The 23,919-nt window shown below is 59.2% G+C and carries 28 protein-coding genes; 4 read left to right on the plus strand and 24 right to left on the minus strand.

The annotated features are described in order from the left end of the window. Positions 1-223: 223 nt before the first annotated feature. Positions 224-967 (minus strand): tRNA-uridine aminocarboxypropyltransferase, encoded by a 744-nt coding sequence (locus PSH57_RS22815; protein ID WP_305385708.1) that lies wholly within the window; start codon positions 965-967, stop codon positions 224-226. Between the two features lie 181 nt (positions 968-1,148). Between PSH57_RS22815 and PSH57_RS22820 the strand changes: the two genes are divergently transcribed. Next, positions 1,149-1,571: a PA3611 family quorum-sensing-regulated virulence factor gene (locus PSH57_RS22820; protein WP_305385709.1), complete on the plus strand. Its 423-nt coding sequence runs from the start codon at positions 1,149-1,151 to the stop codon at positions 1,569-1,571. On the opposite strand, the gene PSH57_RS22825 is transcribed toward PSH57_RS22820, so the two are convergent. Beyond that, positions 1,572-1,766, minus strand: a complete 195-nt coding sequence (locus tag PSH57_RS22825; RefSeq protein ID WP_092401045.1) for a hypothetical protein — start codon at positions 1,764-1,766, stop codon at positions 1,572-1,574. Between the two features lie 452 nt (positions 1,767-2,218). On the opposite strand from PSH57_RS22825, the gene PSH57_RS22830 reads away from it, so the two are divergent. Next, entirely contained in the window at positions 2,219-3,337 is a 1,119-nt protein-coding gene (locus tag PSH57_RS22830) for an LOG family protein (RefSeq protein WP_305385710.1), read from the plus strand. A gap of 46 nt (positions 3,338-3,383) precedes the next feature. Here PSH57_RS22830 and recX read toward each other — a convergent pair whose 3' ends face one another. From recX to PSH57_RS22940, 22 genes are all read right to left on the minus strand, one after another. Continuing rightward, positions 3,384-3,851, minus strand: a complete 468-nt coding sequence (recX, locus tag PSH57_RS22835; RefSeq protein ID WP_092401050.1) for a recombination regulator RecX — start codon at positions 3,849-3,851, stop codon at positions 3,384-3,386. 8 nt (positions 3,852-3,859) lie between these two features. After that, positions 3,860-4,912 carry a recombinase RecA gene (gene recA / locus PSH57_RS22840; RefSeq protein ID WP_047230023.1) on the minus strand — a complete coding sequence of 351 codons (1,053 nt, stop codon included), beginning with the start codon at positions 4,910-4,912 and terminating at the stop codon, positions 3,860-3,862. Positions 4,913-4,995: 83 nt separating this feature from the next. Next, positions 4,996-5,496, minus strand: a complete 501-nt coding sequence (locus PSH57_RS22845; protein WP_305385711.1) for a CinA family protein — start codon at positions 5,494-5,496, stop codon at positions 4,996-4,998. Between the two features lie 69 nt (positions 5,497-5,565). Continuing rightward, positions 5,566-6,102 carry a lysis system i-spanin subunit Rz gene (locus PSH57_RS22850; protein ID WP_305385712.1) on the minus strand — a complete coding sequence of 179 codons (537 nt, stop codon included), beginning with the start codon at positions 6,100-6,102 and terminating at the stop codon, positions 5,566-5,568. After that, positions 6,084-6,647: a glycoside hydrolase family 19 protein gene (locus tag PSH57_RS22855; protein ID WP_305385713.1), complete on the minus strand. Its 564-nt coding sequence runs from the start codon at positions 6,645-6,647 to the stop codon at positions 6,084-6,086. Before PSH57_RS22855 ends, PSH57_RS22850 begins: the two co-directional genes overlap by 19 nt. 164 nt (positions 6,648-6,811) lie before the next feature. Then, the gene (locus PSH57_RS22860; RefSeq protein WP_305385714.1) at positions 6,812-7,828 is read right to left on the minus strand and encodes a contractile injection system protein, VgrG/Pvc8 family; all 1,017 of its coding nucleotides are present in this window, start codon (positions 7,826-7,828) and stop codon (positions 6,812-6,814) included. Positions 7,829-7,837: 9 nt separating this feature from the next. Beyond that, on the minus strand, positions 7,838-8,050 hold the full coding sequence (locus tag PSH57_RS22865) for a tail protein X (protein ID WP_047230001.1): 213 nt from the start codon (positions 8,048-8,050) through the stop codon (positions 7,838-7,840). Then, on the minus strand, positions 8,043-8,426 hold the full coding sequence (locus tag PSH57_RS22870) for a phage tail protein (RefSeq protein WP_305385715.1): 384 nt from the start codon (positions 8,424-8,426) through the stop codon (positions 8,043-8,045). Before PSH57_RS22870 ends, PSH57_RS22865 begins: the two co-directional genes overlap by 8 nt. Next, the gene (locus PSH57_RS22875) at positions 8,426-10,606 is read right to left on the minus strand and encodes a phage tail tape measure protein (protein WP_305385716.1); all 2,181 of its coding nucleotides are present in this window, start codon (positions 10,604-10,606) and stop codon (positions 8,426-8,428) included. Before PSH57_RS22875 ends, PSH57_RS22870 begins: the two co-directional genes overlap by 1 nt. A gap of 128 nt (positions 10,607-10,734) precedes the next feature. Beyond that, positions 10,735-11,319 carry a phage tail assembly protein gene (locus PSH57_RS22880; RefSeq protein ID WP_305385717.1) on the minus strand — a complete coding sequence of 195 codons (585 nt, stop codon included), beginning with the start codon at positions 11,317-11,319 and terminating at the stop codon, positions 10,735-10,737. A gap of 199 nt (positions 11,320-11,518) precedes the next feature. Beyond that, the gene (locus PSH57_RS22885; RefSeq protein ID WP_305416117.1) at positions 11,519-12,025 is read right to left on the minus strand and encodes a phage major tail tube protein; all 507 of its coding nucleotides are present in this window, start codon (positions 12,023-12,025) and stop codon (positions 11,519-11,521) included. Next, positions 12,025-13,191 (minus strand): phage tail sheath protein, encoded by a 1,167-nt coding sequence (locus tag PSH57_RS22890; RefSeq protein ID WP_256232623.1) that lies wholly within the window; start codon positions 13,189-13,191, stop codon positions 12,025-12,027. The genes PSH57_RS22885 and PSH57_RS22890 overlap by 1 nt, the downstream gene beginning before the upstream one ends. A gap of 2 nt (positions 13,192-13,193) precedes the next feature. Next, positions 13,194-13,403 carry a hypothetical protein gene (locus tag PSH57_RS22895; RefSeq protein ID WP_305385718.1) on the minus strand — a complete coding sequence of 70 codons (210 nt, stop codon included), beginning with the start codon at positions 13,401-13,403 and terminating at the stop codon, positions 13,194-13,196. 98 nt (positions 13,404-13,501) lie between these two features. Beyond that, positions 13,502-13,900 (minus strand): phage tail assembly chaperone, encoded by a 399-nt coding sequence (locus tag PSH57_RS22900; protein WP_305385719.1) that lies wholly within the window; start codon positions 13,898-13,900, stop codon positions 13,502-13,504. A 59-nt stretch (positions 13,901-13,959) separates the two neighbouring features. Further along, on the minus strand, positions 13,960-16,071 hold the full coding sequence (locus PSH57_RS22905; protein ID WP_305385720.1) for a phage tail protein: 2,112 nt from the start codon (positions 16,069-16,071) through the stop codon (positions 13,960-13,962). Further along, positions 16,072-16,707 (minus strand): phage tail protein I, encoded by a 636-nt coding sequence (locus tag PSH57_RS22910; RefSeq protein WP_305385721.1) that lies wholly within the window; start codon positions 16,705-16,707, stop codon positions 16,072-16,074. It lies immediately after the preceding gene. Then, the gene (locus tag PSH57_RS22915) at positions 16,704-17,699 is read right to left on the minus strand and encodes a baseplate J/gp47 family protein (protein ID WP_076386159.1); all 996 of its coding nucleotides are present in this window, start codon (positions 17,697-17,699) and stop codon (positions 16,704-16,706) included. Before PSH57_RS22915 ends, PSH57_RS22910 begins: the two co-directional genes overlap by 4 nt. Continuing rightward, entirely contained in the window at positions 17,696-18,028 is a 333-nt protein-coding gene (locus PSH57_RS22920; RefSeq protein ID WP_305385722.1) for a phage baseplate protein, read from the minus strand. Before PSH57_RS22920 ends, PSH57_RS22915 begins: the two co-directional genes overlap by 4 nt. 11 nt (positions 18,029-18,039) lie before the next feature. Next, on the minus strand, positions 18,040-18,651 hold the full coding sequence (locus PSH57_RS22925; protein WP_256232630.1) for a phage baseplate assembly protein V: 612 nt from the start codon (positions 18,649-18,651) through the stop codon (positions 18,040-18,042). 3 nt (positions 18,652-18,654) lie between these two features. Continuing rightward, positions 18,655-19,167 carry a hypothetical protein gene (locus tag PSH57_RS22930; protein ID WP_305385723.1) on the minus strand — a complete coding sequence of 171 codons (513 nt, stop codon included), beginning with the start codon at positions 19,165-19,167 and terminating at the stop codon, positions 18,655-18,657. A gap of 46 nt (positions 19,168-19,213) precedes the next feature. Next, positions 19,214-19,564, minus strand: coding sequence for a phage holin family protein (locus tag PSH57_RS22935; RefSeq protein ID WP_305385724.1), 351 nt, complete (start codon positions 19,562-19,564; stop codon positions 19,214-19,216). Between the two features lie 515 nt (positions 19,565-20,079). Further along, positions 20,080-20,814 (minus strand): LexA family transcriptional regulator, encoded by a 735-nt coding sequence (locus tag PSH57_RS22940; RefSeq protein WP_305390459.1) that lies wholly within the window; start codon positions 20,812-20,814, stop codon positions 20,080-20,082. 785 nt (positions 20,815-21,599) lie between these two features. On the opposite strand from PSH57_RS22940, the gene PSH57_RS22945 reads away from it, so the two are divergent. After that, the gene (locus PSH57_RS22945; protein WP_305385725.1) at positions 21,600-21,959 is read left to right on the plus strand and encodes a DUF6124 family protein; all 360 of its coding nucleotides are present in this window, start codon (positions 21,600-21,602) and stop codon (positions 21,957-21,959) included. Between the two features lie 292 nt (positions 21,960-22,251). Next, a protein-coding gene (locus PSH57_RS22950; protein WP_305388963.1) for an IS3 family transposase occupies positions 22,252-23,804 on the plus strand; the annotation gives its coding sequence in 2 pieces (ribosomal slippage) (positions 22,252-22,714 and positions 22,714-23,804; 1,554 coding nt in all). The last annotated feature ends 115 nt before the right edge of the window (positions 23,805-23,919 follow it).

Consider the following 23,919-nt stretch of genomic DNA (forward strand, 5'->3'; position numbering starts at 1 on the left):
ATTCAAATGATCCTGTTTTTAATGGCAGGCCCGATGCACTCACGCCTCGCCCAAGCAACTCAAGATACCGGCATGCAGCGGCATCAACGGGGTACGTTCAACGCCAACACGTAAAAACACGGCGTTTCAAACCTTGGCCGTACCCTAATCGGCGCCAAGCATGCCCAGCGAAACAGGGGTGGTCAAGCAGCGCAGCCGCTGGCGTGTTCAGTATGCGCCACTATTAAGCCAACACTGGCTGTGGCGTACGAATAAAGGGCTGCAACTCGGCGTGGGCCGCAGTGGACACATCCACCTCCTGCTGTCGTTTGGCGCCCAGATAATGCTGGCTGAACACATCGAAATAGGCATCCAGGGCCGACGCAGCGCCACTGTCCCCGGCCAGTTCCAGACACAAGGCCGCCACTTCGGCAGTGCACAGATGCTCGCTGCGAGTCGAACGGCGCAAGCGGTAGCGCGACAGCCTGTCAGGCAGCAGGCTCAGAATCGGCAAACGGTCGAAATACGGGCTTTTGCGAAAAATCTTGCGCGCCTCGGTCCAGGTCGCATCCAGCAGAATGAACAACGGACGCTTGTCATGATCGAGGTTGACGGTGTGTGTGACCCGAGAGGGTTCGACGTACTCACCGGGAAACACCAGATACGGCTGCCATTGCGGGTCGTTGAGCAACGCCAGCAGTTGCTCGTCGACGTCGGTGCGTGACCAGATGAAAGCGTGATTGTCCCGCACCACGTCGGCAATCAGCCAACCCGTGTTGCTCGGCTTGAACACTTCCTTGTTGGTCATGATCAGGCAGACACCCGACCGCGCCTCGACACTCGGACGCCAGGCGCACAGGCAATGACTCTCTATCACCCGGCACGCGCTGCAACGGGGCGCACGCCAGCCACGGGCCTGAATCGGCTTGATACCTTCATCGATGCGCTGGTCGCGCAGACGGGCTACGGCGTTAGGGGCATGGTTCATCGCAGGCGACGCCGCCAGACAGGAAAACTCGACACGTACAAGACTCGGCAGGATAAAGGCCGGCAGTCTACCAGAGCGCGCAAACCTGTACCGTCCACGTGGCCTACCCTATAATTCGCCGCCACTGAACGCACAGTCATGTGACCGGTCGAACCACCAGTCACTGAACCAGGAGAGTTTCATGCTGCGCCTTATCGTCCCCACCGTTGCCGTGCTGCTGGCGACGTCCGTCACTGCACAGGCCGCTTCGCTGAAAGAACTCGAACTGAATAAGATGCTGCAAAACGTGGCCGCGCAGAGCAGCGCCGGCACGCCTCGGGCAATCAACGAAGACATACTCGATCAGGGCTATACCGTAGAAGGCACTGAGCTGATCAATCACCTGAGCGTGCAAAGCAGCCACGCCCAGAAAATGCGTGCCGATCCCAAGGCCGTCTATTTCCAGCTGGGCGCCACGGTGTGTACCAACCCAGGCTTGCGCAAGCTGATGGCCAAGGGCGCGACCATGCGCTACGAGTTCACCGAAGTGAAGACCAATCGCCCCATCGCGTCCGAGCGCTTCCAGGAGTCGGACTGCCCGAAACCGGCCAAAACCAAGAAGTAATCAACCCGAACTTGCGCGCCGCTGCTCATCGTCGGCGCGCAGTTCCGCCACCAGCGCCTGCAGATAACGCGAGCGCCACGCTCGGCCTTCCAGCCGGCGGCAGCACTCCTCCTCAAGGCTTACCCGATTAGCCTGAGCTGCTTCCAACAGCGTCAGGTACAGCTGCCTGTCGAGTTCCAACGTTACCCTGGTCATCAGTCCCGCCTCCATGCCCGATCCGCTTCAATCCGTCGAGTAGCGTCCAGTCCCGGACGCACCATTGCATTGAATCCTTGCTAATCAGTAAATCAGAGCGTCACGCACCAGGTAGGTAATCTGACGAGCGGCATGGCATTTGAGCGGTTGCCAACGTTGTTTTTTGAGCGCCATGATCGGGGGCAGCGAAAATCCGCGCGAGGGTCTAGATTCAAAAGTATCTCTCTTGCTTTGGGCAGAACGAGGCTGCCCCTGCCGATACCTTGCGTGTGATAGTTCTTTCATACAAGGGAAACGCAGAACCCGCAGGATGGCTTGATCGCCTGTCGTACACCGCGCCGAGCCAGGCCGAACATCCAGGCACTGCCCTGGACTGACGACGACACACGGAGTGTCGTGGCCCTGACGAATCTCTCGTTCGGGCCAGGGTTCTGTCAAGAAGGAGAAGCTGAATGCCTTATAAACCGAATGACCTGCTGAGTCGTCATTTTGAGAGCCATGGCCACGACCTCACCCGCAAGGTCGAAGAGCAACTCAACCTGGTCTCCCCCAACAGCCCGAACCTCCCCATCTACCGCGACATGATCCTGACCGTCCTGCGCATGGCCCAGGAAGATCACAACCGCTGGAATGCCAAGATCACGCTGCAGGCCCTGCGGGAACTGGAGCACGCTTTTCGCACGCTCGAACAATTCAAGGGTCGACGCAAGGTCACGGTCTTCGGTTCGGCCCGAACGCCCATCGAGCATCCGCTGTACGGCCTGGCCCGGGAACTGGGGGCGGAGTTGGCACGCTCGGACATGATGGTCATCACTGGTGCCGGCGGTGGCATCATGGCAGCCGCCCACGAAGGCGCTGGCCGGGACCACAGCCTGGGTTTCAACATCACCTTGCCTTTCGAACAGCATGCGAATCCGACCGTTGAAGGCACGCAAAATCTGCTGCCGTTCCACTTCTTCTTCACTCGCAAGCTGTTCTTCGTCAAGGAGGCCGACGCACTGGTGCTCTGTCCGGGTGGTTTTGGCACCCTCGATGAAGCGCTGGAAGTCCTGACATTGGTGCAGACCGGTAAAAGCCCGCTGGTGCCGGTGGTGCTGCTGGATGTACCAGGGGGCAAGTTCTGGCAAGGCGCCCTGCACTTCATCCGCGAGCAACTGGAGGAAAACCGCTACATCCTGCCCACCGATATGAAGTTGATGCGCCTGGTGTACAGCGCTCAAGAGGCAGTGGAGGAGATCAATCAGTTCTACAGCAACTTCCACTCCAGCCGCTGGCTCAAACATCAATTCGTGATCCGTATGAATCACAAACTGAACGAGCAGGCCCTCGGGCATTTGCAGGCGGAGTTTGCCGACTTGTGCCTCAACGATTGTTTTCATCAACATGCCTACGCCGGCGAGGAGCACGACGAGGCCCATTTCAGTCATCTGACCCGACTGGCCTTTACCTTCAATGCCCGCGATCACGGTCGTTTAAGGGAGCTGGTGGATTACATCAACCTGTCGGAAAACTGGGCCCAGCCCGCCACCAAGGTCCACCCCCTTACCTGGGAGCCGATCAAGGTGACCTGAACCCATAAAAAAACGGCCCGCTATCAAAATAGCGGGCCGTTTTTGTTTAGTCGTCCATGCCGCGACCGCTGAACAAACGGTTGATCATTTCCATGGAATATCCTCGATATGCCAGGAAACGCCCTTGCTTGGCTCGCTCTCTTGCATCAATAGGCAAATGCCCTGAGAACTTGCGGCGCCAGGTGTCCGTCAATTGCGCCTGCCAATCGATACCGCTTTCGCGCAAGGCCAGTTCGATATCCGGGCGCTGCAAGCCACGCTGACCGAGCTCCTCGCGAATTCGCAAGGGGCCGTATCCAGAGCGAGCGCGATAAGAGACAAAGCTCTCAAGGTAGCGGGACTCCGACAACAAGCCCTCTTCCGTCAAACGGTCCAAGGCCGTGTCGATCAACTCATCGGCAGCGCCGCGCTGACGCAGTTTGCGGGTCAGCTCGACTCGACCGTGCTCGCGTCTGGCGAGCAGGTCCATTGCAGTTCGCCGCACCGCGACGAGGGTATCGAGAACGACGGTCATCGAATCGATCAGATGTCAGCGTCAGCCAGGTCGTCTGCAGTCTCGCGGTTAGCCACTGACTTGACGTCTGCAACGGGGCTCAGAAGCTTGTCACGCAGTTGCTTCTCGAGGGTCGCTGCAATTTCCGGATTGTCTGCCAGGAACTTGGCCGAGTTGGCCTTGCCCTGACCGATCTTGGTGCCATTGTAGGCATACCAGGCGCCGGATTTTTCGACGAAACCGTGCAACACACCCAGGTCGATCATCTCGCCATTAAGGTAGATACCCTTACCGTAAAGAATCTGGAACTCCGCCTGACGGAACGGCGAAGCGACCTTGTTCTTCACAACCTTAACGCGAGTTTCGCTGCCGACAACCTCATCGCCTTCTTTCACCGCGCCAGTGCGGCGGATGTCCAGGCGAACCGAAGCGTAGAACTTCAGCGCGTTACCACCGGTGGTGGTTTCCGGGCTACCGAACATCACACCGATCTTCATACGGATCTGGTTGATGAAGATCACCAGGCAGTTGGCATTCTTGATGTTACCGGTGATCTTGCGCAGGGCCTGGGACATCAGACGAGCCTGGAGGCCCACGTGCATGTCGCCCATTTCACCTTCGATTTCCGCTTTTGGTACCAGTGCAGCCACGGAGTCGACGATGATCACGTCAACGGCGTTGGAACGCACCAGCATGTCGGTAATTTCCAGGGCCTGTTCACCGGTGTCCGGCTGGGAAACCAGCAGGTCATCGACGTTAACGCCCAGCTTGCCGGCATATTCCGGGTCCAGGGCGTGTTCGGCATCGACGAAGGCGCAGGTCGCACCGGCTTTTTGAGCCTGGGCGATCACCGACAGGGTCAGCGTGGTTTTACCGGAAGATTCAGGACCGTAGATTTCAACGATACGGCCTTTTGGCAGGCCGCCGATGCCAAGCGCAATGTCCAGGCCCAGGGAGCCGGTGGAGATGGAAGGAATAGCCTGACGGTCCTGATCGCCCATACGCATTACGGCACCCTTGCCGAATTGACGTTCGATCTGACCCAAGGCCGCAGCCAAGGCTTTCTTCTTGTTGTCGTCCATTAAAGTCCTCACGTAATCAATAAGGCCTGACGGCCAACACCTGTATAAGTAGCCAGTATTATTCCACAGCGATTGAGGATCGCCTACCCCTGATTTGAGATTTCTGCGGCGACATGTTGCAGCAGCCCCTCTAGCGCGGCCTTCACCGTTTGTCGGCGGACTTCGTCGCGGTTGCCGGCAAAGAATAGCTGCTCACTGATGACCGTTTCGCCAACGCCCCAGGCCAGCCATACAGTACCCACCGGTTTGTTCGGCGAGCCGCCATCGGGGCCGGCCACGCCGCTGACCGCCACGGCAAACCGCGCCAGGCTTTTTTGCTGCGCGCCCCGCACCATTGCCTCGACCACCTCACGGCTGACCGCCCCCACCGTTGCGAACAACTCGGCCGGCACACCCAACTGCTGAGTCTTCTGGCGATTGGAATAGGTGACATAACCCGCCTCGAACCACGCCGAACTCCCGGGAATACGAGTGATCGCCTCGGCAATCCCGCCTCCGGTACAGGACTCGGCCGTGGTCACATGGGCATTGACCCGCTGCAGGCGTCGGCCCAGTTCAGCGGCCAGCTCGGTAATGTCATCCATGATGCTCTCCTGATTCGATGCAAGGGCCCTACCGTACACGAGCGTTGCAGGCTTGCAAGGCTCGCCGGATCATCGACCCAGTGCCCTGACGTAGGCCTGACAAGCTTGCAGAGCGATCAATCCGCGATCCCCTTCGTCGGTGATGGCGATAATTCGTTGAGCATGCGCCGGGTCAAGTCGGGCGCGTGGGGGGCCATGATCCACGCCGCCGGTGCTGGCGGTGGCAGGCACTGCACAACCGGCGGCAACATCGTCGGCGTCGAGGAGGACTGACAGCCGGACATCGGCAGTAGCAAGGCGATCGCGCAAGCGATCCTGATCACGTTGGGCATCGCTCAAGGCTCGGTAATGGGATTGTTCGCTGGCGGAGAGTTGCTGTTCCAGGGCCAGGCGCTTGTCTTGCTCGACCTTTTGTTGAATCGCTGCCGCCTGGGTTATTTGATTCAGCGTCTGGGCCTGGATCTGGGCCGCTTGCGCCAGTTGCCGCTCATAACGCCACGCCTGGACTTGCCACGCCAGCGCCGCCGTGCCGCCGGCCACCAACGCCAGCAACACAGCGACGCCAAGGGCGCGAGAAGAAAAAGGCATCAAACCGAAGGCTGACATAACACCGCCCTCGCCCGTGCCCAAAGTTGCAGACGATCCTGCAAGCCATTCAAACCGCCGTTGATGCGACGGGTGATGCTGTTGAACTGATCGCGATCAGCCAGTTCGTTCAAGCCGTTTTGATTCCAGAACCAGGCGGCAGACTCAGCCGCCCATTGCGGTTGCTCCAGCAGTTGCGGCAACGCCAACAGTCGTTCATCGCCGAACAAACCCAGGCTACAACGCCGATAATTGTCTCGCCCGGTAATCTGAATCAACCCGCGACCGCGATATTGCTGGCCGTCACCGTCGGCCTGGGGTGTGTTGCCCAAGCGAACGGCCAACGAGCCCGTGTCGTACTTGCTGAGATATTGATCACTACCAAGCTCGCGCACATAGCGCAATTGCCCTGATTCATGGCCAACCTGGGCCAGAAACGCGGCAATGCGTTTGGGCGTGTCGATACGATGGCTGGACATCGCGGTGTTTAGCGCGGAAATAAAAACGCCCGCTTGGGAGCGGGCGTTGGGCATGATGTTGATGAGTTGTTGTTGGGTAACTTCCATGGGTCAGTTCATCGAAAGCAATTGCAACGTGGCGACGTCAAAACCTGCAACCACGCGATTGCCTAACGCACGACATTGCTCACGCAGTTGCGTGAGGATCGGGGTGACCTTCATTGGGGGCTCCAGTTGTATGGAAGGTGCAGTCAGAACTGTGGGAGTGGTGTTTAGGCCCTGGCATCCAGGCAGGTCGCATCAATCCTGCTGCGATAGCTTTTTTCCCGGTCGCCACTGGCGATAACTTTGTCGATCGACCAGCGACCGCGCATGAAGTCCGGCCAGGAGGCGTCCAGCAGCACGATGCCTTCGGCGCACAAGCCTGGATTGCCGGGGCATTCGATCGCCACCTTGAGGGCTTCGCGCATCATCCGCCGCACCTCGCCTTCTCCGGCGGCGCGGGCATCGTTGGCGCTTTGAAAGCGCTGGCGAAGGGTCTTGAACGGCGCGATGCCGCTCGCCTCGACCCGCATTTTTCCTGCCGCCGCATCCCACCAACTGGCCTTGCAGCCCTGGTATTTTGCCCGGGCGGTGTCATCCAGGACGGCGGAGATGAAGGCGTTATCGCCCGGGCGGTTATTCGTCGTCACCGACAACTTTGTCTCTGGCAGGACTTTGCCCGACAAAGATTTCGCCTGCCCCCGGCGCGCCAGCACATACAACTCGTTGACCGGCTTGGCGACAGCGTCATAACGGTGAGCCAGTCGCGTCAGAAAACCCATGTCGGTTTCGTTGGACTGATCGATGTGCTCGATTTTTATCAGCGCCAGGTCCGGCGCCACACGCGGGGAAAACCCGTGCCTGGAGGTCAACTGACGAAACAGCGCGCCCAGGGTCGTCGGCCCATGGCTGGCGGATCGGCGTTGCTTGAAACCGGTCTGATCGGCCGCACTGAACGGTGCTGCCGTCGCGACAAGCGTCAGGCGCAAGGGAAACAGACTCGGCGTACGCCGGGTCACGACAAACTCGCCTTTATCCACCAGCCCCGACTCCAGATAGCCGACCCGCAGGCCGATTTTCCCGCCCAGGCTGGGCAACCCTTCAAGCCCTTCCAGGCTGATGGTGAGCGTCAGTTGATCGGACTCGATCCCCGCCGCGTCGATGTGCGTCCAACTGAGCAAGCGTTCGTTGAGCAGCGCCGCGTTCGCACCGTATATTTCCACCGCTGGCGTGAAACCCAGTGACATATTGCCTCCTTAATCCCAGGCCGAAACCGGTGTGGGTGCGACGGGTTGTAGATCCACTTCCGGCAGGACAATCCACACCCCCGCCGGCAATACCGGACCCCACTCGGCCAGTTTCGGATTGAGTCGCCAGAGCGCCTCTTCGGCGGCATCGTCACAACGCTCAAGTTCGCGGTACAGCAACAGATTCACCGAATCACCGGCAATACTTCGAACCCTACGCATTGGCGAACTCCGTCAATTCAATCACCCAGCCGACCACCATCGCGGTGCCGTCATCAATGACCTCGGTCTGGGTTTCCGACACTCTGCTGATCTGCCACAGCCCCCAGTTGCGGCCGATGCCGTCAACCAACGGCACCGGAATGCGCTGGGCCTGTAATGCACGCAGCTCATCGAGTCGATCCATGGCGGTCGCGTACATCGACTTGCCGGTGATCGTCAGCCCTTGCAGCCCTTGACCCACCTGGCTGGATTTGGGTTTGCTGGTGAGGATGTCGATGCTTTTCCAACCGCCGTCCGAGGTGCGGACCAGGGAGTGGTAAGCGAAGTTTCTGGACAGACCGAAAATGAAACTGCCCAGTGCCATTTGTTGGCGCATCACGTACCTCCGTCAGTCAGGGCCGCGTCACTGCGCATGGCCAGTGAGTTAGGCATGGTTGTCAGGCCGAACTGGCCCGAGAGCTGTTGCACCACCAGGTTGGCTAACTGACTGGCACTGGCCTGGTCCTGGCCGTTGATGTAGATGTTTGCGGTCATGGTGTTTTGTTGTGTGGCGGTCGGGGTGCTGGTCAGGTCTTTGCTGACCTGGTCTGGAGCGGCGAGTCTGTCAGTGGGTGCGACGAGTTTTTCGCCCAGAGACGCCCCGGCATCGCTCCCCAACCAACCGCCCAGCAGCCCGCCGATCAGGCCACCAATAGCAGTGCCGACCACCGGAACAACACTGCCCAAAGCGGCACCGGCCGCGGACCCTGCGGCAGCGCCTGCCCAGCCGCCACCTGCGGCTCCCAGGCCTGCGCCCATCATCCGTTTGTCGCCGGTAAGCACACCCTCGGTCACATCAGCGACGGCGCCGACCACTTTTAATGGCCCAGGCGCGTTGCGCGTCATCGAGCGCAATGAGGCCGTTGGGCCGAGTGAGGAACGCCCGACGGTCCCCCGCGAGCCTCGTGTACTCACCCGTATTTTCGGCCTTCTCGTGGATTCGGGACGCTGGCTGGCATTGCTTGTATCCAGCTTCTTCGCACGAGGTTTTTTCCTGAAGTCTTCGGAGATCACCTCACCCAATCGGCCGGGAAGGTGCGGGGCAGCCCTACCTAACACCCGCTTGGCCACCTGACTGGACATCTCATCCACTACGGCCTTGAGCAGCACACCCACCAGCGGTTTGATCGCCGCGGCAACAAGCACAATTGCAGCGGTGGCTTTAGGGGAGGATTCAGCCAATTCACTCATGCCATCGGCCAGCGAACCCAGCCACTGGAACGAGGTATCCGCCGAAGGCATCAGGGCATTTCCCGTAGCCACCGACAAACGCTCGCTACGGGCATTGAGGATGTTCAACTGGCCTTGTTGGGTTTTCGACAGAGCCAACGCGTCCTGCCGCACCGAGCCGTCGTTGCCCAATTGCGACGTGGCATATTGGCTTGGGTCTTTCACCTGCAAAAAGGCTGCGTTCACATCAGGCAGTTTCTGCGCCATGCGCAGCACCGCCTCATCGCCATTGCCGAAGAGCGTGCCGGCAAGGGCCGAGCGCTTTTCGGCCGGTTGCGCGTTCAAGGCCGCCAGCACCGTCATCACCGTGCCAGACACCGTGTCCTTGTCACGCAAACCGCTCGCCACCGCCGTGGGCGCCAGACCCAGCTGTTTCCAGGCCGTTTGCTCGGTGGCGGAGGTCTGGTCACCCTTGCCCAAGGCCGTTGTGAAACTATCCAGCGCCACCCCGGCTTCAGCTTGTTGGGTACCGGTATTGAGCAATGCCGCCGTCAACGCGGCGGCTTGTGCAGGGGCCAGGCCCGCCGTCGTCGCAGCCGCACCGTCACGCTGCAAGACCGCACCGATCTCAGCCGCTTTCGCACCATTGGGTAATTTGCCCAATTGGTTGGCGGCATCCGCCAAGTCAAAGGCTTGCGCGCCGCTGAGCTTCATGGAGATGCGCCAGTCGGCCAGCATTTCGGCGGCCTTCATGGCCGGCATCTCGAACGCCGCCGCGGTGACGCCAGCATCCGAGGCGAAATTCGACAGGACCAACTGTCGCTCCGAGGCATCGTGCACATCGCTACCGATGCCTTTCCTGGCCGCCTGGCTTTGCATCCTCACCACTTCAACCGCCGTGGTGCCCCCGGCCGCCACCAGCGGTGCGGTGGCGATCTGCTGGGTTGACTCAGCCACCTGTTGAATCTGGCGCGGCCCGAATTGGGTGGCCTTTTTCAGATCGGCCATGGCCGAATCCATCGCTATCGCAGGTTTGAGCAGCACCGGTGGTTCGATACCGCCACCCGACTTACCCTTAGGCTCACTGGCTGACTCACCCTTGGCGCCGGCGCCCATCGTTTGGGAGAACAATCGTTGCGCCGACAGTTTCACGGTCAGCGACTCAATCGCCGTGGTCAGCAACCCGAGTTTGAGCCCGAGTTTTTCCAGCACCAGATCGAGGCTCGACAGCTGATCCCCGGCGAACGCACCTTGCGCTGACACACCACTCGTGAGACTGGTATTACCGAACGCCAGTCCACTCTCATTAAAGGCTGCGTATTTGAGCGAATATCTATCGTCCGCCATCCCGCTCTACTCCTGTTTCACGCCAAGGCGAGTCATCGCGATGTCGTAACGACGTAATGCCTTGCCGACGTCCCACTCCAGAATTTCCGCTTCACTTATCGGGTAAATGAGCGGCACCACATCGAGGATCACTTCGATGTCGCGCTCCGAAAGAAGTCCGCCGGTTTGTTTAAAAAATCGTCGATGCGTACCTGAAGCTGTGTCCAGTCAGGCACGGTCAGCAGGTCCAGATCGGGAATCATCAAGCCGGTGCAATGGGCGGTGATGAACTCGGCGCGTTCCTTGGCCGTCTTCAGTTTTTTCATCGCCTTGGTCGCTCGTAGCACGGGCATTTCCAGGGTCAGCGAGGTCAGGCTGCGGCCAGCGACGTTGAGCGTTTGGAGCAGTTGTACCTGGTCGGGGTCGTCCGACTCTGTTTCAGCTTCAGCGACCTGCCCCAAGAAGTACGACGCCGGACGAGTCGACATTTCGTGTACGTACTGCGCAATGCTCACGTAGTCCGGGCGCTTGAGCTGATCCAGCTCCTTGACCGACAGGCCGGTGGCCAATTTGGCCAGCTCGAAAAACTGGTCGTCCTCATCGTCGCCGGCACGGGCCAGGGCGTCTTTCTGTGCGACGTAGAACAGCGGCTTGAGCTGAAGCTGCTCGATTTGCGCCCCGTCGTCACCGGTGATCGGCGACAACAGGGCGTGAACAGGAGGTGTCCAGAACATGAAATGAATTCCTTGGTCAATCATGGGAAGTTGCGCGGTGCCGGTCAGTGACCGCAAAACTCCAGGCCGGCGAGCCCCTGTGGGAGCGGGCTTGCTCGCGAAAGCGATGGTTCAGGCAACATTGATGTTGAAGCTGATGGCCCCTTCGCGAGCAAGCCCGCTCCCACAGGAGGTCTGCGTTCAACTGGCAAGCATTTGTTTAGGGCAACAGCACCGCTCGACGAGCATCGCCGAGAATGTCGACACCGTTGAGCACGAACTTCTGGGTGCGCACGTCGATGTCGATCACCGGGATACCGTTTTCGAGACGGTTGTAGGTGCGGCAGGCCAGCTCAAGTGTCGTGGTGGGTTTGTCGCCCATCTTCAGCTTGGCCTCTTCCAGGGATTTGAGCTTGCCGCCGACGGTGTGGTAGGTGAACCAGGTGTTGCCATCCTGATCCTGACCTGCTTCACGCACGTTCAGCAGAATGTCATCGCCCAGTTGCACACCCAGGGCGAGCATGATTTCCGGCCCGGCCCCTTGCAGGACGAGGGTAGCGTTCAGCACCTTGCCGCTCTTGGCCATTTCTTCGGCGATGAAGCGTCCACCGACCATCGCCTCCATGTCGAACTCGATCTTCGGCGGGCTGAACTCTTCCACCGTCGCCGACAACGGCAGGCCTTGCAGGGTGGCCGCGATGGCCTGTCTTACGCGGTTGGTAAACATTAGAGAACGTCCTCCAGGAACTGCTCGATGATTTCATCGCGGGCATTGAGTTGATAAATCATGTGTTCGTTCGGCGCGTAGCGGCCGTAGTCGATGACCACGTACCAGGTGCCGTTCTTGTACTTCTCGACACTGTTCAATTCCGGGTGCAGGTACACGCTGCCACCGGGGATGGTTTCGTCGGCGACCAGGGTTTGCAGCCAGTCGTTGATGCGCTTGACCTCCTGGTCCATGAAGGATTTGGTCAGGTTCTTGGCCATGGCCTTTTGGCCGGCTTTCACCAGCTTGCGGCTGATGGCATCTTCAAGGCCGACGTAGCTGATGAACTTGCCGGTGACGGAGCGGTTACCCAGCAGCGAGAAGCCGCCGAGAATGGTCCGGGCGTAGTAGCAAACGCCGTAGCGGTTGAGCAGATCGCCTTCGGTGGAGGTGTCGAGGATGTTGTATTCCACGGTGCGCGAGACGTCTTCGGCATAGGTCACCTGATTGCCCGGGCTCTCCCATTGTTTGACCTTGGCCAGTGCGGCGATGGCCAGGCTCGACGGCGCCAGGAAGACGTTTTTCTTCGCAACCTTGGAGTACACCGCCGGCATGTTATGCACCACCAGGCAACGGTCGAAACCGAGGTCCGCACCGCCCAGTTCCTGGCTGTAAGTCACTTGATCAGCAACCGCCGCGTCCTTGCCGTCGAGCACCACACGCGCCTTGATGCGCTTGCCAAACGAGGCGAACTCGCTCGCTACCGCCTTGGTGCCAGTGAAACCTGGCGCACCTATGATGGTCAGGTCTTCAGCGACCCCACTGAGCGCCGCCAGACCGAGTTTGCGTCCGGTCTCGGCCTCGATGCCGCCAATGACGTTGTTCTGCGTGTCGGCCGGTGTGGCACCCTCTTCGACGATGACCACGTAGACCGGCACCTTGACCACTTTGAGAATCTGGTAAACCGCGTGAAACAGCGTCCCCGCCTCAGCACCGGTCGGGTCCAACTGGGCCTGAGTGGTGAAGCTGTTGATGCGGAATGGGGTGTTTTTCGGAATCAGCACGTTGGCATTCGGCGCGGTGCCGACCAGCCCGATAACGTTGTCACCCAGGCCACCCATGGCCTCGGGAGATTCAGTGGCATTGACGGTGATGCCGTTGTGCTCGAAGTTCAAAACCTCAGCCATGGTTATTCAGCCTTTTTTGGGGCGGCCTTTTTGGCCGGGTTTGATGTAGAAGCCGATTCACCGGCCTCGGTTTTTTTCAGCTGCAGACGACCGGCGCTGCGCCAGGCGTTGGCCTCGACGTCGAGCAGGTCTAGTTCCTGGCCGACGCTCGACCAATGGCCGCCGCTGGTGGGGAATGGGAGGAGCACGGTGTAGGTTTGGCGTAGTGCCATTTGGGTTCTCCAGATACGAAAAAGCCCCGTGTGTGCGGGGCTGTTGTTAGGTTTTTGTTATGTTGCGGAAAAGAAAACGCCCCGTTGGTGCGGGGCGTTTATTGGAGTTGCAGATCAATCCAAGACGGTGGTATTGGACGCAGCCCTGTGTCAGGGAATAGCTCGGACTGAGGCCAGTCGCGCAACTTTTGAAGGTAATCGAGCAAATCTACAAATTGCTCATTATTGAGTGTCGTCGTCCGCCCCAAGTCCTGCTCGTCGCGATGCCGATCACGCAGCCATTGACGAGCTGTCAGCTCGCCGTCGCGCCATAGGCGCTCAGTCGCGATACGCTCCTCCAGCACCGCGACCTTCTCGACGAAAACCTCATTCTCAAAGAGCCAACCAGTTTGAACCTGCACAGCACACGACCGCCATTTAAGGTCGGGGTGATAACGCCCTTCCGGATCAACGTCCGTCGTTTCGAGAACGACACCCTCTTGTACCAATGCCCACATGGCCTTTCCTCAGTAAGTGATAAATACGCAGCCGTCTGCGCCAGATTGCGATCGGGTCTTTAAGCGTCCACCGCCCCCCATACCTGGCCGAGTAAGACTCGATGTATCCAGAGCAGCAAAAGCACTCTCGCCCCCCCCCCTGGACCGCCCCAGTTCCCTGTGCCCGCCGAGTTGCGCACAGGCGGAAAGCCAAGGCCGAGCGAAGCATTAAGGTCGCCACCGGCCCCCATTCCACCTTGAGCGCCGGCATTCATCACACCACCACGCCCGCCCGTGGCCGAGCAGAAAGAACCGAATGACGACGTCCCACCCGCAATTCCTGAATCGCTCTCTGTGGAAACGGCGGCTCCACCGGCCCCTACCGTCACCGCGATTAAGCTGCCAGGCACAACGGTGCAGAGACGGCTGCTGATTCCTCCGCCGCCGCCGCCCCCAGGTCCGGTGTTGATCGCCTCGTTCCCACCAAACGCTCCGCTTCCCCCGCCACCAACGACTTCAACATGAACCTTCGTCACGCTTGCCGGTACGGTCCACTGATAAACACCAGGAGCCTTGAAATAATTTTTTGCGCGATAGGGTAGATGTGAGGTTTGGCCCAGCTCACTCCAAAATGGCTGCGTGCCCGTGGCAGTCTTGTGTCCAAGATAAGCCCGCGTCGGACCGTTTGCCGTGTTGTTGATGATCGCCAGAAACGCCTTGTACCCGGCAGCAACGTATCCGCCACCTACAAAAACAGTCATAGAAGTGCTGCTACCAACGCTAGTTTCAGGCGGCCCACCAATAGATGCATTTTCATGACCTAGCGTGAACGCACGATAGAGGCCAGGCTTGATATCTTCCGAGAAGTCACTGATCACCGGGATTTTTGCTGCATCCGAGCCAAGACCAAACTTATCTAGAAGAGCCCGAACCCCACCATTAAACGCGGTAGACAAGGTATCCGGGACCGATCCGTTCTCCGCATACCAGGTAATACCAGCGCCAGTCGACAACGTGATGCTGTCCATTGTCTTGAGCACCAACTGATTTGCAGCAATACCCGCCACATAATCCGTACCTTGCAGGACGATGGTTGCTGTGCCGGTCGACACGTTCAGCAGGTTGATGGTGCCGCCATTGAACCCCGTGTTTGCCTTCGGCAAAGTGATATTCACGGGGTTGGCCGAGTTGATGATAAATGACTTACCGAACGCATCCGCTGTCAGCACGGCACTGGCGTCCAACCCGCCAACGCTTGAATGGTTGCCGAGCGCACGCTGCACAAACGCAGTAGTCGCAAGTTGCTGATTGTTGTTGCTTACCGGGGCAGTTGGGGCAGTCGGGGTTCCTAGAAGCGCTGGCGAATTGAGGGGTGCAAACCCCTGCGTCACATTCTGAAAACTCAATGCCGTGGTGCCCAGAACAATCCCGCCATCCGTAACCAACTGCCAAATCGTATTAGCAAGCGTCGCCCCCTCTTCGACCGGAACACTCAATCCCGAAGTAACCTCGGCATTCGCATCAGAATCCTTTGCCCGAACCCAAGCACCGTTCGCGGCAACGTAGATACCATTGTCTTTCGCCAGCGTTTGGGATTTAACAAGCACCCGATTCCCGGCAACCACAGCAACACCGTCAATCGCCTGCGCACCACTCAAAACAATGTTGGCCGTCGTCGCCACCCGTACAGACTGCTTCCTGTCGAGCTTGGCGAGTTCGTCGGCCACATAACCGGCCACCCAAGCCCGCGTCGCCTTGACCACCGTGTCATCAATCAGCAGCGTCACCAGCTCGGCATTACTGGTCTCGAAAATCGACCGGATATAAAACTCTTTCCCCGAACCTGACGTCGCCAACACCGGCTTGAACGACTCCGGATATTTGACGATGGCATACAGGATCCCGGTATCGGTCCAGATCCCGGCCTCCCGCACATACCAGCCGCCCACGTCGGGCGGGATGGTGACTTCCGCCAACAACCAGCTCGGGTTTTTCTCATCCTGGAACAGCGCATTGAGTGGCCCGCGCCACACTTCGCGTTTGAGCGCCGTGGCAGTTGCGGCCGGGTTGTAAACTTCGCCGCCGCCGTCACCGACAGAAATCTGCGACAGCTTGATCGGTGTGCCCGCCGCCTTGCAGGCGGTTTCGTAGGCGATCCCCGCATCGGTGAGCAGGGTGTAGTAGTCGGCCATTTAGGACCCCTGTGGATAAATAGTGGAGGTTTCGACGGTGTAGAGCGCGGCGGCCTTGAAGGCCTGGCCCGAGGCTTCAAGCCCTTCGATGACAATCGGATAAACCGTGGTGAGTTCGCCGCACACCGTGGCGGCGCCGATGACGTGACGGCCGAACGCACTCAAGCCGACAGAGACCGTCAAGGTGTCGCGCTCGCTTTTGGCATCGGCCAGACGGCGGTCAAGACGAGCATCGATGGCTTCGCTGTAGGGCTGTTCGGTAAACGCCCTGACGGAAAAGCTGTAGGGCGGGCCGGGGGGCGTTTGCTCATGCCAAGCGCGCACCTCAGGCCTCAGTTGCAAACCCTTGGCGGCGTTTTCCAGCGCCTTTCGCGTCCCGGCTTGCCGTGCGGTGGGCCAGGCGAGTTCAACCGTCAGGCGCTTTTCAGCCTCCGGCGCCGCAGAACTCCACTCACTGACCCCGCGATCCGCGGCGAGGTACGGCAGAAACGCCAAGGGCGTTGCCACCGGGTTCATCAGTTCGGGAAACGGCGGATCGATGCGTTCCAACAACCGGGCGAAACCGTGATCAAGTGCCCTTTCCAGCGGTGAACTGTTGGTCGGTAGCAGGCTCCGGCGAAGCGGGTCGTCACTCATAACGTATCCACCTCGACCTCGACGCCCGTGCAATACGGAGCTTGAAAAGCCGTTGTCACAATCGGCTCGAGCGGTTCGAGAATCTGCAGCTGAACCGCCCCCGCGCTGTGCAGCGTGTAGTCGATCCAACTCGGGTCCACCCGGCCCTCCAAGTGATGACAGGCCTCGGCGTACGCCTGCAGCTGCTGTTGTGCCGCAACCTGGGTCAAACCCGAATCCGGGCCGGCATTGATCTTCGCCACGACGCGGATTTTGTAGGGTTTGATTTGCGCAGCCTGGACGATGATGTGATCCGTCTCCGGTCGTACATCAGGACGAGCGAAGTGCTGACGAACACCCTCAAGGAGTGTCTCGGACGGTGTGCCATCGCCCTCCCGGGACAGCACCGTGACCGTGACTTCGCCCGGCGCGGTGCGGCGTCCGTTGCCGTCCTTGACCTGCGCCGCATAGCCATCCGGGTTGAAGGTGTAGGTAACCGTCACGACACCGGCCGAGGCGTTTTCCACCTTCACGACGGGCCGTTCACCCAGGGTAAAAATCTCCCGCCGATACTGCATGCGCGAGCCGGCCGCCGGGGCATGGGGCGCAAGGTAATAGCGCAAGCGGGCGTCATCATCGCTCTCGTAAACCGGAGGGATGGGCGGGAATGCTGCCGGGTCGCCAGGATCGAGCAACTGCCGTTCGAGGCCCATGTCCGCGAGGCGGGCATCGAGGTTGGTCCCCGTGGCCCACCACGCCAGCATCTGCTTGATGCGGGCGTTGTATTTGCGTTCGTGGGTTTGCAGGCGGACGCAGAATGCCTCGAGGGCCAGGGTTAGCAGCTCGCTTTCGTTTTCCAGGCTGTCCACCAGCTTCGCCGCGCTGGCGGGAGAGCGTGCGGCGACGTACTCGACCACGAAGGTCTTGAACTCTGCGAGCAAGTCTTCGAACGCTTCGACGGTGACGATTGCCGGTTCGGCTAATTGGTTCTGGCCGGGTATCAACATGCTCATGCCACCACCTCGAAAGTCTGTTTGCGGTTTTTCCAGGTGCCGGCGAAGCGCAACAACAAGCCGGCCCCGTGTCGGCTGGCGACAATGACCTGCGGCTCGAAGTCTCCAATGCCGTTGTCCGGGTTGTAGAACGCTTGGGCCGCGTGGCTCTGGGCAAGGATCAGCAGGTCATCGCCGAGGTTCTGCCCTAGCAATTGCGTGAGGGCGCAGCCATACAGAGGGCGCTTCTGGCGAGTGCCCAACGGCGTGGTCAATGCACGGGTGGCGCGCTGCACGAACTGCAGCCAGTCGTCGACCGTGGCGCCGGTATTTCGATCGATTCCAATCATGAGGAAATCTCTTATGCGGTACTGATGACGCGCCCCTGGTGATCCACCACCGGGCCGCTCAGGTGCACACCGGACGCGTCGAGCCGTATGCCGACGGCGCCCAGTTGCAATTCGATGGCCTGCGGCGTCATCGCCAGCCTCGCCGGGCCAATGCTTAAGTCGAGGGACTCACGGGAACCGGTGAATGCCGTCGGGCCGTTTTGCCAGTGCAGGACATGGCTGGCGTGGTCGTAGCCGTTTTCCGTGCCGTCCTGATACAGGCGTCGGGTCAGTGATGCCTGTGTGGATACGGGCGGGAATTGACCGCCATTGAGGCCGAACAACGCAACCGACTGCCCACCGCCCTCGCCGCCGCCGTGGTTCAGCAACAGGCACTGCTCGCCCACGGAAGGAATCCGCGACTCGCTCTGTTCGCCAGCACTGGGATTGAAAAAACGGATCGCCGGGGTCAACAACTCGCCATGGCTGACCTTGCAGGTATTGCTAGCCGCATCGACTTCCTGACAAACGCCGATGCGACAGAAACTGTCGGCGCGCCGATGCAGGTCTTCCAGCTCGGTTTCCATCTCGGCCAGACGCTCGATAAGCGGCCCCAGATGCATCCGTAACAGCGCATCAAACATGGGTCAGTCCTCGAGTGCGGTGTATTGAGCCGGATCGTCGATGTTCGACACTTCCCAGGTCCGGGCAAATTTCGGAATACCCAACGGGTCTTCCAGTAGCGTCGGGCCGAGGTAGATAGTTTGGGTAAATGAAAGGGTCCAGGCGGTGTACGCCCGAGCTTCGTTGGTGAACGTGGATGCGATGCCATCGATCTCCGTGGGCAGATCACATTGATCGCCCGACAGTCCCCAGCGGTTATCCAACACCAGGTGTTTCAGCTCACCGGCGAGATCGCACGCCTCCCAGCCCGCAACGGCCATGACCACTTGCAGGGAAACCGTCAGGACATGGGCAATACGTCCGTCGTTGGCGCGGTTACCTGATGCATCACGCTCGATGGCAATCAGCACCCAGGGTTGGTCGTCGGTGCCATCAAAATCCTGGGGGCTGCCGACTTTCAAGGTGGGATAAGTAGCGCGCAGCGTCTGGGCAATGGCAGAGAACAACTGCGACGGTTTTTCGATGATGGCGGGCATTGATGGCCTCCTTTTGTAGGGCAACGCGCAGATCAGCGATGTCGATTTAATGCTGGTCGGGCGGAAGGTCTCGCGGTGGCACTTCGCAGACGCCAATCCGCTTGGCAACCCATCGCTCATAAAGGCCGATGGCCACGTCGGCACCGGCCATGGCGGTCAAGCAGCCCAGGGCGCCGGCGCTCCAGATCGACAGGCCAAGGGCATACAGCAGCATGATTGCCGATACGCCGCAGACCATGCAGGCGCCGGAGCGCAGGGCCAGGCGACGCAATAGCGACCAGCCACGGGCGCCCTCCTTGTCGGCACGCCACATCTCGCCGGTCACGCCGCCCACCAGGGCGAGCACGATGACCAGCCAGATCGGCATGTCCAGCAACGCTTGTTGCTCGTTTGTCATGTCACGCCTCCTGGGGTGATGGATGAGAATGTGTGTTGGGTTCAAACGATGTCTCTTGAGGTAGGCATTCCAAAAAGCCCGGGGTGAACCGGGCTTTTCAGTAATGCGGTCCTTCGCCTTCCCAGGCCAATGGCCTGAAGGAAGTTGATCTTTCGGCGCGACTGGCGCGGTACGGATCCATTCAAATTGTTTTTCCGACCGCGGTCCCTGCCCGCCGGATAACTGCTTCTGGTGCTTTACGCTGCACACCCGGGTCAGTTGCCAACCCTCTGAACCGTTAAGGCCGGTTCATCGCTGCCTGTTGGTGGAACTAAAGAGCTTTGTTGCCAGCCGCTTTGTCGAGCGGCTTGGACACAGAATATGCATGAATGCATATACAGTCAATGCGTAAATGCATTTATTTGTGCACTGAGCATGCGTTAATGCATGTCGCGCAGCAAACGCAGGGGGTAGGGGATTTTCACAGGCGTAAAAAAACCCGCACGATGGCGGGTTTTTATCTGACAGCGGAGGGGTTAGCGGGCGTACATGCCCCACCAGAAGACGTGGCCGAGGATGACGATTTGCTCATCCTGCATTTCCTGGAAGGTGTAGTCCTCATCCGGATGCTCGTCGCGGTTGAAGCTGCGCAGGCGGATGCCAGTGGGCAAACGATAGAGCTGCTTTACCCGCAATTGGCCGTTGTGGTTGATGGCATAGAGGTCGCCGTCAACGATGTCGCCGATCCCGCATTTACCAGCGTTCACCCCGACCGTGGCGCCATCGCGCAGCACCGGCAGCATGCTGTTGCCGCGCACGGTCACGCATTTTGCCTGGTCGAACTGCACGCCGTTATGACGCAGGCTGCGCTTGCCAAAGCGCAGGCTTGAGCGCTCGCTCTCCTCGATGATGAATCTTCCTGATCCAGCAGCCAATTCAACCTCACGCAGAAAAGGGACCGACACCTCGTCTTCTTCGACGGGGGTGTCGTCATCCCACAGGCTTATGTCCTTGAGTTCGGAATGCGGCTCGTCGCGGCGCGGATGGCCGGCAGACGCAATGTCCGCGCGCCCGCGCAACTGATCGGTACTCACGGCAAAGTATTCGGCGATCCGGGAGATGTGTTTATCCGAAGGGTCGACGATCTTGCCACTGAGAATCCGCGACAGGGTTGACTGAGGCACGCCGGTACGACGGTGAAGCTCCGTGGGGGAGATCCCGTGCTGATCGAGCAGAGCCCTTAATACGGTAGAAACGTTGCGTTTTTGCATAACGCGCATGATGCGTGTTCTTTTTGCAGAAGACAAATGCTGTTTTGCATAAGCATGCATATCGATGATGAAGTGTTTCCATCCAACATCAACGCAAGCTGCCCCATCGCTATCGCGAGCAGGCTCGCTCCCACAGGAAATCCAGGGTTTATGCGAAGTCTGTGAACGACTGGGTAAAACTTTGAGAGCGGGCTTGCTCGCGAAGACCGCGGTACATTCAACATCAATGCAAACTGATCTGCCGCTTTCGCGAGCAAGCCCGCTCCCACAGGGGATTTGCTGTGTATGCGAAGTCTGTGAGCGATTGGGTAAAACTGTGGGAGCGAGCCTGCTCGCGATGACGACGGCACATTCAACACCGATGCAAGCGGCCCGAATGCGCTGGGCGGGCGTCAGCTATTGTCGGCGCTTGGAAAAACCCCCTACAACCTCTTGGGAAACCGCCCGATCTGCGTCCTTCAAATTTGCGAAACCGGGCTACGTCGCCTTGCGCCTCTGCCTACAACTGCGCCAGAATCCGCCGGCTTGTCCACCTTGGATCCCATCGGTACTTTTGATCCCGTCACTGCCCATCAGTGATCGGGTTTAGTAGCCCGGCATTCCAAGATGTACATCGCTCCATCCAGTCAGGTATTCCTATTCCTGCATTCGATGGTAGCTGTGCGCAGGGCGCCCTCGGGTGCGCCGGTTTCTTGGATCCCCGGTCTACTAACCTGCGTACAGCTGCCACCCACTTCGTTTAGTAGCGAATCGGTGACGGCTCCCACTTCGAGGATCCAAGAAGCATGAGCAAGCACACTTCAAATCCCCCAACCCAAGACGATCACATATCCCGCAGCCAAACGGCCAACGCCAAAAAACTCGACGACGCGGCCACTCGCGCCCTGGACTACTACCTCAAACCAAAAGCCGACAAAGAACCATCCGACACACTCGACACCCTTTACGTCATCGCTCCGAACATCGACGCCGAGTGCCTGCTCGCCAACCTCAGCGAAACCCTGGCCTCGGCCAACGCCATGGTCAGTGATCTGGCATTCGACCTGGAGGGGTCGCGACGGCATATCGCGCTGGGGGTCCAGCAGATGATCGAGCTGGGGCAGTTGCTGGCGAATCGGGCGCAGGATGTGGTTGAGCCGAGGTAGGTATTCATGATGCAAGCCGAGACCTAAGAGAAGCCAGAGCAATCATTGTGGGCGGGCCTGCTCGCGATGGCGGTAGTTCAGTTAGAACCAAGTTGTATTGGCAGCCGTCATCGCGAGCAGGCTCGCTCCCACAATTGGATCGGAGTACGACCGGAAGAATAAGGCCGGCTGTCAGGCCGCCTCGCGAGCAAGCTTTGCTCCCACAGATCTGATGGGTGTACCCCCCGGTGTCAGGCTAGTTGTCGCCTCTCCAGATTCCTAAAAGCATTTCGGGGGCGGCAAGAGTATGGTCATGCCTTTCTATTCACCTGAACGTAAAGCCGCACTACTGAAAATGATGCTTCCGCCCCTTAGCCTCTCCGCAAAAGAGGTCGCGCGCCGCGAGGGTTGTAGCGATTTTTCTCTCTATCAATGGCGCAAACAGGCTGCTGCCCGAGGCTCTCAATTGTCCGAAAAAAAGCAACCGATAGAGAACTGGTCAGCTGAGTCAAAACTGACAGCGATCATCGAAACATCAGCACTGTCGGAACTGGAACTGGGTGAATATTGCCGCCGCATGGGCATTTTCCCTGAGCAGATTGCCGCTTGGCGCAACGCGTTTATCACCAACAGCGCCAATCAGCCTACAGCTAAAAAAGTTGATGCCGCGCAAGTGCGCGAAGACAAGAAACGCATTCAACAACTGGAGCGTGAACTGCGCCGCAAAGATGCCGCTCTCGCTGAAACCGCAGCCCTGCTGGTGCTGCGAAAAAAGCTCAATGCCTACTGGGGGAGCGACGACGGGGACAACTGACCTTGTTGCCAGAACGGTATTTACTCGTGGGCTGGCTCAACGAAGCCATCACGGCGGGCGCCCGTAGGGCGCCTGCTTGTCAGGAAGTTGGTATTTCGCTCAGGACGCTGCAACGCTGGAGCTTACCGTCCGAAATCCTCGCCGATGGCCGTACGACAACGGTCAGGCCAATACCCTGTAATGCGCTCAGTGAGTTGGAGCGCCAAAGCATCCTGATGCTGTGCAACAGCAAAGCCTATGCTCATCTGCCGCCGAGTCAGATCGTTCCGCAATTGGCAGATGAAGGGCGCTATCTCGCTTCGGAAGCCACGTTTTATCGGGTGCTCAAGGCTGCGGACCAACAGCAACATCGGTCGCGAGCCAAGAGACCACAGCATCATGCTGCACCGACGACGTATGCCGCGACGTCGGCCAATCAGGTGTGGTCCTGGGATATTACCTATCTGCCCACGCCGATTCGTGGGCAGTTTTACTATCTCTACTTGATCGAGGACATCTACAGCCGCAAAGCCGTGGGCTGGGAAGTCTACGAAGCAGAAAGCGGAGAAAAAGCGGCGGTATTACTGCAGCGAAGTGTGACTCAGGAAAAATGTTGGCAGCAGCCGTTGGTGCTCCACTCGGATAATGGCGCGCCCATGAAGTCGGTGACCCTGCTGTCCAAGATGTACGATTTGGGCATTACGCCTTCGCGAGGGCGACCTCGCGTCAGCAACGACAACCCTTATTCCGAGTCGTTGTTCAGAACATTGAAATACTGTCCGCAGTGGCCCTTGGGCGGGTTTGACAGTCTGGATGATGCACGTGTCTGGGTGCGGGACTTTATGGTCTGGTACAACACCGTGCATCGCCATAGCAGAATCCGCTTCGTCACCCCGGCCCAGCGTCATGAAGGTAAGGACAATGAAGTCCTCGCCCGCCGCGACACTGTTTACAGATTAGCTAGAGCGAAAAATCCTGGACGGTGGTCAGGAGAAACACGCAATTGGAGGCCAGTAGGGACGGTGTATCTGAACCCTGAAAGAGAGCTTACTGTGACTGCAAAAGTGGCATAACAAAACGGTGTACGCGACAACTACCTTGAAAAACGCCGGTACGACCGGAAGAACCAGGCCGGCTGTCAGGCCGCCTCGCGAGCAAGCTTTGCTCCCACAGATCTGATGGGTGTAC

This window comes from Pseudomonas hefeiensis, assembly GCF_030687835.1.
GTDB lineage: Bacteria > Pseudomonadota > Gammaproteobacteria > Pseudomonadales > Pseudomonadaceae > Aquipseudomonas > Aquipseudomonas hefeiensis.